Here is an 11,516-nt window from a genome sequence, read left to right as displayed (position 1 = left end):
AAAGCTCCGTCTCACGGGTCGCCCCCTTCGGCTTGTCCGTTGCCTTCAGTTGCGCCTAGCATCAGGATCGTCGCGCTCAGCGTGGGAGCCGTGTCGAGCCCATAGATCTCCTGGTAGTTCGACTGGAGGTCCATCTCCTTGATGAACAGCCTCGGCTGGCTGGCCTCTATGGCCGCAACGATCTCGTGGACCGCTTCCAAGGAACCTGAGAGATTGGCGCGCAGACCCAGCAAGGTGATGCCATTCTCGCCGTTCATGCGAACATTGCTGACCGAATTGATCACGGCTCCCGCTGTTGCCGCTTGCTCCTGTAGCCAGCCCTGCAGGCCCGCGGTTATGACTGCCTCGTTTTCGCCTTCCAGGAACAGTTGGTTGCCGCCGAGGGGCGGCGTCGGATTGGCCTTGAGGAAGATCGCAGCTGCCGACCGGATCGCATCAAGCCGTCCCAGGAGCCGTCGCTTGTCTTCGATCTCGGACAAGCTGCGGCAGACACCATTGAATGCAATGGCGGCGCTACCAACAACGGCTACAACGAATATAACAAGCAGGAGCAACGCGATCGCGCGCTGGGCCCTTCGCGGAGCGTTGACGAGCTTCAGCATCAGCGCTTCGCTCCGCCCTGGCTGAAGGAAATTGTGAAACGATCGCCCTCGAACCCCGGCACCTTCACCACCGGTGAGACAAACTGCGCCGATTCGAAGAGATCGCTGGCTTCGATAAGAGGGATGAGTTCGGACGATGCCTTCGAAAAGCCCGATATCTCAACGCGGTCGTCCTTCACGGTGAGATTGGTGAGATAGCTTGCGTCCGGAACGATCCTGCTCAGCTCTTCCCACATCACCGTCGCACGCGGGCCGGCGAGGCTTTGCGACTTCAGTGCTTCGACTTGGGAAATCCTTGCCACATACGCATCATAGGCGCGACGGGCCTTTCGCGCTTCGACTTCGGCGCGCGTAATTTCCCCATCGAGGTGACCGTTTGCGGCCGATGCCTTTGAATGGAGCTGATCCCAGGAAAGAACGAGAAGGGCAACGGTCACCGCTGCCATCCCTGCAACAAGGGCCTTCTGCGCTTTAAAGCGCCGCGCGACCCGAAGCGGCGTACCGCTGATCACCAGCGGGTCAAGCGCGCCGTTCTTGCCCGCGGTTGAAAGCTCCCTCACCTGAAGGTTCGCCGTCCGCAACTGGTGCTGCATCTCGGCAAGGATGCCGTTGCGCACGAGGTAATAGGCCGAGGCGGCGCCCAGGTGTGCGGGCACGAGAATCTGGACGTCGCTTTTGTCGAACGGTGTCTGGGTCTCGACCTCGAGCTCAGCCGCTTTCCTGAGTGCCGAGATCGGCAGGCGTCGAGGGGAAACGACGCGGCGAAGACAACGGTCGGGCGCGAGGTGGACCCGGATACCGGCCGTTCGCATAGCGCCACCCGCCTGAAGCGCCCGCAACCGTTCCCCCAAATCCGCGAGGGGTATCAGGTCGGGATCGTCCCCCAGCCTGCAGCCCTCCCGCGCAACACTAAGCACCGTCACGGCCGGAGTTCGCGCCCGCATCCGAGATGCCAGGAAGGGCGGGAGCGCGTGGCGCAGTTCGCTCCGCCACCAGATCAGGAAATCCTTGAGACCGAGCGTGAAGGCGTGGAGGGACGGGGCGAGCTCACGGAAGGTCACGATCCTCCCCCTCTCCTCCGGGCTTACCGTCGCGCCCAAAAGAACTGACGACGAACGACTGGTCGCCCTCAGGCGCCTGATAACGATAGACGTTACCCCAAGGATCTTTCAGATCAGCGGCATTCTTCAGGTAGGGGCCATTCCAACTCTTGGCATTTTGCGGCGCACTCGAGAGCGCGGCCAAGCCCTCTTCAGTCGTTGGATATTGGCCGAGGTCGAGAAAGTAGAGTTCGAGCGAGCTTTCTAGGTTTCGGATCTGGATCTTGGCGCTGTCGGCCTTGGCGGTGCCGAGATAGTTCAGAACTCGTGGCGCAACAAACGCCGTCGTCAGGCCGATGATCGCCAGCACGACGAGCAGTTCGACGAGCGTAAATCCTGCTTCGTTGCCTTCCTCGTTCGGCCGAGCGCAATTCCGATCGGATGGACGAGCTTTACGGATGAGTGGCGGCAAGAGCATGTCAAATCTCCAGGACGGAAACAGAGCTCATCTCGGCAAGCCAGCTCAAGACGAGACCAAGGGCAAGAAATGGTCCGAATGCCACCCTTCTTGTGCCGAGATCGCCCTTCCAGATTGGAAGCATCACCAGCACGAAGAGAAGCGCACTGAAGCTCGCAACGGCGAGAAACAGGGGAAACCTTTCGGCCGCAATCCAGCATCCCGCCGCCGCAGCCATTTTTACGTCGCCGAGGCCCAGCCCAACCTGACCGCGAGCGCGGAAATGGAGAGCCCGTGCCAGCGCGAAGGTGCCTCCAAAAATGATCGCGCCGGATGCAATCCGAAACGCGTCGAAGCTGCCGAGCAGCCAGTGCGCTGCGATTCCGGTAAGCCCAAGAACCGCGTTACAAAGATCAGGGATAATCGACCTGCGGGCATCAATCAGCGTGATGACCAGTAGCTGAACCAGGAGAATGGCGAAGACTGGACCCTCCATGTCCTTCCCCTAGTTGGCGACGCGGACGAGGTCGCGCTGCATGCGTCTGCCCGGCGTATCGGTGCGCCCGAAATCGAACTGCTGACGGAACTCGTCGGTCACCTGACGGGCCTCCTGAACGTCACGCACAATCCGTGGCCGGATGAAAATGATCAGTTCTGTACGATTGATACCGTCCGCCTTCGACTTGAAGGCGTTGCCGAACACCGGAATGTCGCCGAGCACCGGCATCTTCTTTTGATTGAGCGACTTTTTCTCCTGGATCAAGCCGCCAAGCGCCAAGCTCTCACCGTCATTGACGACAACGCGCGTGGAAATCTTTCGCTGCTGAATGGTTGGGGAGTCGATACCGGAGGTCGTCGTCTCCACGACGTTGCTGACCTCCTGCTGGATGTCGAGCATGACGCGCCCGGAGCTATTAATGCGCGGCGTGACGGCCAGAATGATACCCGTGTCCTTGAGCTCGACGGAGTTGACGATCACGGCATCGGCCGACGTCGTGCTCGTGCTCGTCTGGGTAATCGTCGGCACCTGATCGCCGACCTGAAGCTTGGCTTGCTGATTGTTGATCACCATCAGGTTGGGCGAGGAAATGACCTTGACGTTTGTGACGCTGGAGAGCGCATGCAGTGCGGCTTGCGCGTCCCCTGCGAGATGCGTCCAGTTGAATCCGGGAAATGCTGCCGCTACCGCGCCCGAGGCAAGATCGGAAAGACCGAAGGCGTTGCTATTGTGCTCGAAATACCAGCGCAGACCGAACTTCAGCTCGTCGTTCAAAGTCACTTCGGCGATCACCGCCTCGAGGAACACCTGCGTGGGCAGCACGTCGAGCTGCCGGAGGATCTGTTCGATCCGCTGATATTCCCGCGCCGTAGTCGAGATCAGCAGGGCATTGTTCTCAACGTCGGCGACGACGGAAGGAATGGAACTCACCGGTGCAGTGGCTGGCGCAACCGCTGCTTCCGGCGGCATCTCGATCGGAGCCCCCTCTCCACCCGCGGCAACAGTTTCCGCTACGAGGTCGGGGGCCACAACGCTTTGTCGGACGACGGTTCCGCCGCTTGGCTGGCCGGTCGCCAGCACGCTCTGCAGTACCTTTGCCAACTCTGCCGCCGGGCGGTTCTGGATCTCGTAGACGAAGAGCTGCTCCTCATTCGTCTCAGCGATCTTGTCGAGCTTGGCAATCCAGGCGGAGACCTTCGGCAGGTAGCTCGGCCGCGAGGTGATCGCGAGGATAGCGTTTAGTCTCGTGTTCGGAATGAAGCGGATCGTCTTTGCGTTCGGCCCACCGTCGACACCGAAGACGGAATTAAGCTCCCTCACCAGCTCCTGCGGCTGCGAGGCCTTGAGCGGGTAAAGCGCCGTCGACATGCCTTTCATCCAGTCGACGTCGAAGACGGAGATGGCCTCGCGGATGGCAGCAAGCTCGCCATTGTTGCCGCGACGACGATGTAGTTGCGCGTCGGATCGGTCCTGAGCACCGCACCCTTCTTGCTCACCTGCTCGATGATTTCGCGCATCTCGTCGGCGCCGATATAGTTGAGCTGCAGCACCTGCACCTTCATGCCGGGCTCGTTCATCGGCACGCGCGCGCCGATGATCGCGTTCGAAGCGGTCGCCTCCGAGATCGGCACGATCTCGTAGCGGTCGGCCTTCTTGACGATCGCCGCACCATTGGTCGCAAGCGAGACTTCGAGGATGTCGAGCAAGCTCTGCCGCGACATCGGGCTCGACGTCTGCAATGTGATCGTACCGCCAACCTTAGGATCGACGAGGTAGTTGTAGCCCATGATGTCGCCGAGAATTTTCTTGGCAGCCTGAGCCACCGGCGCATCAACGAGATTGATCGTGTAGCCATCCGATCCATCCGCCGCTTTGCCAGCGGAGATTGAAGAGAGCGATTGGCCGGTGAAGTCGCCTGTGCCGACCTGCGCGAACCCCGTGGGCGTGGAACCTGCCGTCCGCGCCCCGGTGACCGCCTTTGAACTAGGATAGCCATAGGCGCTGGAACCTTTTGGTTTTCCAACACCTTCCATCAGCGAGTTCCAGCGCTCGTCGCCGTTTTCCGAGGCGCAACCGGCAAGCATGGCAAGCCCCATGCATAGAACAAACCGAACTCTGCGCACCCCGAATTCCCTCAACCTCTGCTTTCAATGTCTTACAGGACTGAATCAGTGGCGAGGATTCGGGTATTAGAGACGATCGAGCCTTTCCACAGGTTTATTGAACAGGAGCTCCTAACGCGCGGGCCATCGCCTGTTCCCCCAGGATGCGCGTGCTCTTCGCACCGCCATCCGCCGGGATCTCGATCGGATAATTGTAGGTGAAAACGCCGTTGTTGGTGACTTCCGACTGCCCAGCCTCGATGCGCCTTACCGCCTCGTTGGCACCGACCGGATTGACGTGCACCTCGGTTGTCTGGGCTCGGAGAGCGGAAACGAGGGAGAGGAAGAAAATGGAAGAAACAAGAAATCCGCCAATGCGCATGAAAAATGCCACCTGCCACTAATAATCGCAGCATGGCTAGGTTGGAATCGATCGCAACTCAACGAGGCAGCGCCCGATTTCCACACCAAAAGATCGAGCGAACGGGTTAACCGAGACAATATTCGGTTCGAGGGCTTGTCAGCCCTTACCTGCCGTTCGCAAAAAGCGGCGTAGCGGGTGCTCTCGACAACGTTGCGTTTACGTCGTTGACGGACCCGACCGACGAAAGGTCGTGGTGCCGAAAGTACTTCGCCGCCGACCGACGACGCGGATCCGAAACCGGCACGATCTCGTGGCGACCCGCCTTCTTGACGACCGCCACACCATTGGTCGCGAGCGATTCTTCGAGGATATCCAAAAGGCTCTGACCCGCATCGGGCTCAACGTCTGCAGCGTGATCGTGCCGCCGACCTCAACGAGGTAATTGTAGCCCAATTTTTTTGCGATCCGGGCCACCGGCGCACCGACGAGATTGACCGTGTAGTCCTCGGAACCGTCCGCCGCTTTACCAGCGGAGACTGACGAGATCGCCAGCCCGGTGAAATTGCTTGTCCCACCTGTGCGAAGCCACGCGCAGGGGGGATTTGAGCCGCGCACACCGGTGATCCTTCGACACCGGATAGCTGTAGGTGCTGGAACCTGCTGGTTTCCCTACGCCTTGCATCAGCGCGTTCCAGCGCTCATCGCCATTTTCCGACGCGCAGCCGGCCAGCATGGCAAGTCCCATGCCAGCGTTATGCCCGTTCGGATCGCTCTGGTTGATTGGATCATTTCCTGCATAGGCGTAGCGGTTGGTCCCAACGCCTGCGAGCGTCGGATCCCAGTCGCCCGGCGAGATGAACCTGCCGAAGGTCGGATCCATGTAGCGGGCGTTGAGGTACATCAATCCGGTTTCCGGGTCGAAGCGCTCGCCGACATAGTTCTTCTGCGTCGTCATCGACTTGTTGGTCGCCTCGCCAAAGGCGGCGTAGGCGGTCCTCTCGATGACGGCGCCGTTGTTGTCGGTGACGGCCCGAACCGAGGAGAGATGATCACGATGCAGGAAATACTTCGTGTTGCCGACGACGCGGATATCCATGTGCGGATAGCGGGTGAACACCTGCTTCGCCGGATCCCATTCGACATTCGCGTCCAGATAGAGCGTCGTGCCGAGCGGCCAGCTCTTCTTCGCCCGCGCCATCGATGCCGTAGGCGAGCGTCACTGCCGCGCCGCTGGCATTGACAACCTGCGACACACGGTTGGCGCGGTCGTGGGTGAAACTGCGCGCGCCGTCCGAAAGAAGGTTGCCGTTGGCATCGTAGCTGAAGGCCACGCCCCCATAGCTGCGCGGTTAGGAAACAATCTTAAAGCGCTCCTCCTTTGATCTTCCGAAAGATGCCAAGAAATCCCGGGCGGATGAAATTGACTTCTGCACATCCTGCGACGGCAACGATGAGAAATCTGCAATGCCGTCCAAATCAGGTACATTCATGCCACTCTCGCGGGTGAACCTCTCGATTCCATATATGAATGCGTTTCGTCGCTCACATTCGTGAATAAACTGAAGAGCTTCAGCCATGGTCAGATAATCAGTTTCCATCCGCTAGTACCTCGCTAAAAAGGAGACTTCCAATTTGGATCAGTGCGATCTGAGATTTGGACAACGTCCCCTGTTCGATCATTCCTCACGACATAACTGCCATCTGCGTTGACGTAGGCGGTTGCCGGATCATCATTCCGGTTGCCAGTTTGCGGATTATGTCGGGTGTCTCGAGTTATGACAGTCCGCTCTGGATGCGCAATAGTGTCATCAATGGCGGCGCGATCCCAACCGCGCGGCCCCATTTGCCTTTCAATCTTGGGTGCAATTTGGTTCGCAACCCGCGCTTTGCCCCCTGCGCCAGCGCCGCCACCTGGAGCGATCCCGTGGAACTCGAAGCCGCCCGTTTCCCCGCCAGACAAGGAATTCGGCCTGTATTCCCTGGCTTGATCGTCAAGATCGGTGATGCCCTCCTTCTCACGATCGTTCTCCGCCGCCTCGAACGACTCGCGCGCCTTCTGCTGCGGCCGCTGCGCCGCATCGTGCTCGGCGATCTCGTCCCGCTCTAGCTTCTCGGAACGCTCCGAGCGCGGGTCGTACTTGGTCTCGGTGCCACTGTAGACGTGTCCATTCGGATCGCTGTTGTTCACCGGATCGTTTCCGGCATAGGCGTAGCGATTGGTGCCGACGCCCGCCAGCGTGGGGTTCCAATCATCCGGCGAGATGAACCGGCCGAACTTCGGGTCCATGTAGCGGGCGTTGAGGTACATCAGCCCAGTTTCCGGGTCGAAGCGCTCGCCGACATAGTTCTTCTGCGTCGTCATTGACTTGTTGGTCGCCTCGCCAAAGGCGGCGTAGGCGGTCCTCTCGACGACGGTGCCGTTGATGTCGGTAACAGCCCTGACCGAGGACAGATGGTCGCGGTGCAGGAAGTACTTCGTGTTGCCGACGACGCGGATGTCCATGTGCGGATAGCGGGTGAACGTCTGCTTCGCCGGGTCCCATTCGACATTGGCGTCCGGATAGAGCGTCGTGCCGAGCGGCCAGCTCTTCTTCGCCCGCGCGCCGTCGGGGCCATAGGCGAGCGTTACGGTGGCCCCACTGCCATTGACCACCTCCGAAACGCGGTTGGTACGATCGTAGGTGAAGCTCCGCTCGCCGTCGGACAGCAGATTGCCATTCGCGTCGTAGCTGAAGGCGACGCCATTCAGGGAGAGCGGTGCGTGCGGCCGGTCGGCGGTTGCGGCCGGATAGACGAAGCCGCCGGCGAGCCGCGTGCGGCTCCTCAGGTTGTCGTTGGTGTAATAGCTGAAGTCCTCCGAATAGGCAGACTCGGGATTGCCGGCATGGGTGACGCCTGCAAGGCGACCGAAGCCGTCATAGTCGTAGGTCCAGTCGTTCCCCGTGCCGCTGGCGTTGACCGAGGTGATGCGGCCGGTCTTGTCGCGGCCGTAGGAGCCGTCGACGATGGTGACCGCTGCGCTGCCGTCGGCGGGAATGAGCTGCGTCTTGAAGCTCGTCAGCCAGCGCCGCGTCGGCGAATAGGCAAACGTCGTCTTCACATTGTTGATGTAAGTGATTGACGAGGTTTGGCCATCCGGTTCGTACTCGACGGCTTTGACATAGCCGGGGATAGCGTAGAGCTGGTGCTTGCGGTTGTAGACCCACTTGCTGGCGCTGGTGCCGACATCGAGCGCCTCCGCGTCGGGGCCATAGTCTTTCCATAGCGGCAGGCGGCCCTTGTCGTAGCCGGTCTGCTCGATGTGCTCGACCCCATCTATCTTGACGATCTTCCTCTGCAAAAGGCCATCGGCATTATAGTCGAAGAGCTGCGACGCGCTGCCGTTGGCGGCGCTGGTGAGCTGACCCTTGTTGTAGTAGCCGACCTCCGCCGCGTCATAAGTGTTCTGCGAAAGAAGGGTGCTGTTGGTTCCGGCCGTCGCGTTCGCGAGATCGTCATACGCGGCGGTCTTCAGCGGCCGGCCGAGCTTGTCATAGCTGATCGTCGTCACCTTGCCGCGGGCGTCGGTCTGGCGGATCAGCCGGCTCGCGTCGTCATAGACATAGAGCCATTTGCCGAGATCCGGATCGTCGGCGATCAGGCGATTGCCCATCAGGTCGTAGCTGTAGCTCCAGATCGAGCCGGCGGCATCGCGCGCTGCGACCATCCGGTGCGCACCATCGAACGTCGCACCGAAGAGATAGCGGCTGACATAAGTTCCATCCGCAGCCGCTGCGGTTCGCTGCCAGACGGCGATCGTGTCGCCCGCAGTGGACTTGTAGGTGTAGAGGTAGCCACCCTCTTCATCGATGACACGGCTGTATTCGTAGGCAACGTTGCCGGACGCGCCTACCGTATCCGGCAGAGCGTAATAGAAGCTTTTCGCCGTCGTGTCCGGGTTCGTGATCTTCAACGGGCGGTTTGCCCAGTCGAAGGACGTGGTGGACCAATAGGGCGTCTGTGCCGCCTCATAGGGCAGACTGACCCTCGCCTTGTTGCCGCGGACGTCATATTCGGTGTCGACATAGGAGGTCGGCGCGCTGCCGTCGCCGGCGGTCAAGACACGCCAGACGCGGCCGAGGCCGTCGAAATATTGCGCCTCATCGGCCGTACCAGTGGAATTCGCCCGGCCGGTCGTGGTGACGATGCGTTGGTTTGCCAGATCGCCGAAAGCGACATAGCTCGTCTTGATATAGGAACCCGTGACCTCGTTCTCCGCGAGCGTTGGCCGGCAGAAGACATCGTATGTGTAAGTCGTGACGACGCCGTTCGGATCGGTCTTCGATGCCGGTGCGCCGCAGGCGGCATTCGGCGCGAAGGTGGTGACGTGGCCGACCGGGTTGGTCTCCTTGACGACATAGAGGCGATAGGCGCTGTCGTAGACCCACGTCGTCGTCTCGTCGCCGCTGATCGTCGCCGTCAGCCGGTTGCCGTTGGCGGGATCGTAGCTAAAGGTCGAAGTCTGATAAGCACTCGCCGTCGTAAAATCGCGCCTGGTGGTCAGGCTGCCCTTGGAGGGCGCTGTGGCATAAGCCTGAGCGTCGTAGAAGAACTGCGTCTGCTTCAACAGCGTGCCGGTCAGATCGACACCGTCGTAGGTGCGCTGCAGGTGCGGCAGAGACATGATGTATTCGGCGGTGTTGACGGTGTAATCCGTGTCGACCAGCACCTCGTCGCCTTCCTTGTCGGTGCGGCCATGGTCGATCTCGGCGGTGATGTTGCCCCATGCGTCGAAGCTGCGCGTCGTCTTGAGCGTGCGGGTATCTGCACCTTCTGTGCGGGTCGTGGTCGTCGCGGTGTTCAGGGCTGAATAGGGCAGCGTCGCCGTGTTGAACGCATAGGTCTCAGTAACCGTCCGGCGCACGACGCCATCGTCGTCGAGATATTCGGTCTTCGACGGCAGACCGATCGCGGCGATCGACTGGACATACGTCGTTCTTACAACCGGCGATGCTGTCTCACCGGCAATCTTTGGAAGGCTCTTCGTCACCGTGCCGAAGCCGAGGAAGCGCCGGCGGCTCGGGTCGTAATAGCCGTTGGCGTAGCTGTAGGCGGTCGTCGCCGTCTGGCCGCGACCATCGAGATTAGCAATGGAGGCGACGGTCGGCAGTACGTAGGGCAGGAACTTGTTCGTGTAGGCCGTCGACGGACGGTAAGCCGCCTTCACCTGCCCACCATTTTCGTTCGTTACCGTGTTCAATAGGTTAGCCGGTCCGCCAGACGCGCTGCCGTAAAGGATGCGGTATGGGGTCGAGTTGAAATGATCGAACAGCAACGTACCGTAATCGGGGTCGTCGAGGGGATTATCCCTGTACGTGTCCTCTTCGCCCCACGGGGCGGCTGGACGCCCTGGCGTCGAAGGGGCCGCAAGCAGGTCGGTTTGGCCGTCTCCATTGAAGTCGCCAGCCAGTACCAGGCTCGTCGATGTCCCGAGATCCTGGATGGCAAAGACATTGCCGGCCTGCGATTGCTGCATGCGGAACAGCGCCCAGCGACTGTTGGCGAAGTTCGCCTTGAGAGCGTCCTTGTTCCGTCCGAGCCCGAGCTCGGCCTTGCCGTCGCTGTCCACGTCGGAGACGAAAGGCGCGCTGAATAGCTCAAGGTCGTCGACGGGAAGCCGTTGATTCCATGGCACCAGCCGGTCGCCGGTGAACAGGTAGATCGAGATGAAGCCGTCGGCCTGATCGCCGTCGCTGCGACCGAAATAGAGATTGACGAGATCGTCGAGGCCGTCGCCGTTAAGATCCAAGGCCACCCAGTTCCGGCCGCATTGGAGGGTGGAGCCGCATTTGACGATCCCGATGGTGGGCGTCTCACTGACGCCGTTCTGGTTGACGGTGAGAGTGACCGGAACACCGCCATTATTAATGCCGCTGGCGCCAATCCTCTGAGCGCGAGCGTCGCCGTAGAAGTTGCCATGGCCCTTGCCGAACGACGTGAGGCCGTCGCGACCATCGCCTTCCCAGTCGATGGCATAGCTCGAGCCATTGCCACAGAGACTCTTGAGGCGCGTATCCGTAACCGCGTTCGAAGCCGTGTCGGCAGCGAGACAATCGTTGACGTCGATGGCAAAGCTGTCCCCGGTTTTGGTAAACCGCAGGCACCCAGAAGGTTCTGTAGCGTCTCTCGAGCGGTCCGTAGTGGTCGTCTATCGTGTATCCGAACTTCCGCCGCTGATAGGGCGCCCCCACCAGCCCGGCGATCGTCTTGACGTTGGTAAAGCCGGTACCGCTCGCATCGTTGTAGTCGAAAGTGGTCTTCGGCAGCGCGGTGCCGCCGGTGATCGTGTTGGCCGCATCGAGGACGAGATCACTGCCGAAGTGCTGCACCGAGATGAGCCGTGATGCCTGGCTCAGCGGCGCCTGATCATAAGCGAGCGTATAACCGGCCGACTCGGCCGCACCGGTCTTCAC

The 11,516-nt window shown here is 60.7% G+C and carries 12 protein-coding genes; 1 reads left to right on the top strand and 11 read right to left on the bottom strand.

Features of this window, described 5'->3' with window-relative positions:
• Window positions 1–11: 11 nt before the first annotated feature.
• The 7 genes from gspM to GHK62_RS07650 form a co-directional block, all read right to left on the bottom strand.
• The gene (gene gspM / locus GHK62_RS07675; protein WP_167528181.1) at window positions 12–602 is read right to left on the bottom strand and encodes a type II secretion system protein GspM; all 591 of its coding nucleotides are present in this window, start codon (window positions 600–602) and stop codon (window positions 12–14) included.
• Entirely contained in the window at window positions 602–1,663 is a 1,062-nt protein-coding gene (locus tag GHK62_RS07670; RefSeq protein ID WP_184108716.1) for a PilN domain-containing protein, read from the bottom strand. The genes gspM and GHK62_RS07670 overlap by 1 nt, the downstream gene beginning before the upstream one ends.
• Window positions 1,650–2,120 carry a type II secretion system major pseudopilin GspG gene (gspG, locus tag GHK62_RS07665; protein ID WP_153437788.1) on the bottom strand — a complete coding sequence of 157 codons (471 nt, stop codon included), beginning with the start codon at window positions 2,118–2,120 and terminating at the stop codon, window positions 1,650–1,652. The genes GHK62_RS07670 and gspG overlap by 14 nt, the downstream gene beginning before the upstream one ends.
• A 1-nt stretch (window position 2,121) precedes the next feature.
• A complete protein-coding gene (locus GHK62_RS07660; protein WP_153437786.1) occupies window positions 2,122–2,595 on the bottom strand; it encodes a prepilin peptidase in 474 nt (157 codons plus the stop codon).
• Between the two features lie 9 nt (window positions 2,596–2,604).
• Window positions 2,605–3,966 (bottom strand): secretin N-terminal domain-containing protein, encoded by a 1,362-nt coding sequence (locus GHK62_RS07655; RefSeq protein WP_234886819.1) that lies wholly within the window; start codon window positions 3,964–3,966, stop codon window positions 2,605–2,607.
• 5 nt (window positions 3,967–3,971) lie between these two features.
• Window positions 3,972–4,721 carry a hypothetical protein gene (locus GHK62_RS34150; protein ID WP_234886818.1) on the bottom strand — a complete coding sequence of 250 codons (750 nt, stop codon included), beginning with the start codon at window positions 4,719–4,721 and terminating at the stop codon, window positions 3,972–3,974.
• Window positions 4,722–4,815: 94 nt separating this feature from the next.
• The gene (locus GHK62_RS07650) at window positions 4,816–5,082 is read right to left on the bottom strand and encodes a hypothetical protein (RefSeq protein WP_153437784.1); all 267 of its coding nucleotides are present in this window, start codon (window positions 5,080–5,082) and stop codon (window positions 4,816–4,818) included.
• Window positions 5,083–5,317: 235 nt separating this feature from the next.
• On the opposite strand from GHK62_RS07650, the gene GHK62_RS07645 reads away from it, so the two are divergent.
• On the top strand, window positions 5,318–5,506 hold the full coding sequence (locus tag GHK62_RS07645; RefSeq protein WP_153437783.1) for a hypothetical protein: 189 nt from the start codon (window positions 5,318–5,320) through the stop codon (window positions 5,504–5,506).
• A gap of 81 nt (window positions 5,507–5,587) precedes the next feature.
• On the opposite strand, the gene GHK62_RS07640 is transcribed toward GHK62_RS07645, so the two are convergent.
• From GHK62_RS07640 to GHK62_RS33490, 4 genes are all read right to left on the bottom strand, one after another.
• Window positions 5,588–6,262 (bottom strand): RHS repeat domain-containing protein, encoded by a 675-nt coding sequence (locus tag GHK62_RS07640; protein ID WP_167528180.1) that lies wholly within the window; start codon window positions 6,260–6,262, stop codon window positions 5,588–5,590.
• 151 nt (window positions 6,263–6,413) lie between these two features.
• The gene (locus GHK62_RS07635; protein ID WP_153437781.1) at window positions 6,414–6,662 is read right to left on the bottom strand and encodes a hypothetical protein; all 249 of its coding nucleotides are present in this window, start codon (window positions 6,660–6,662) and stop codon (window positions 6,414–6,416) included.
• 14 nt (window positions 6,663–6,676) lie between these two features.
• Window positions 6,677–10,852, bottom strand: coding sequence for a colicin E5-related ribonuclease (locus tag GHK62_RS33495; protein ID WP_167528179.1), 4,176 nt, complete (start codon window positions 10,850–10,852; stop codon window positions 6,677–6,679).
• Window positions 10,853–10,967: 115 nt separating this feature from the next.
• On the bottom strand, window positions 10,968–11,516 hold the full coding sequence (locus tag GHK62_RS33490; protein WP_167528178.1) for a hypothetical protein: 549 nt from the start codon (window positions 11,514–11,516) through the stop codon (window positions 10,968–10,970).

This window comes from Sinorhizobium terangae, from assembly GCF_009601505.1.
Taxonomy (GTDB): domain Bacteria; phylum Pseudomonadota; class Alphaproteobacteria; order Rhizobiales; family Rhizobiaceae; genus Sinorhizobium; species Sinorhizobium terangae.
This window is presented reverse-complemented; position numbering and strand designations above follow the sequence as displayed.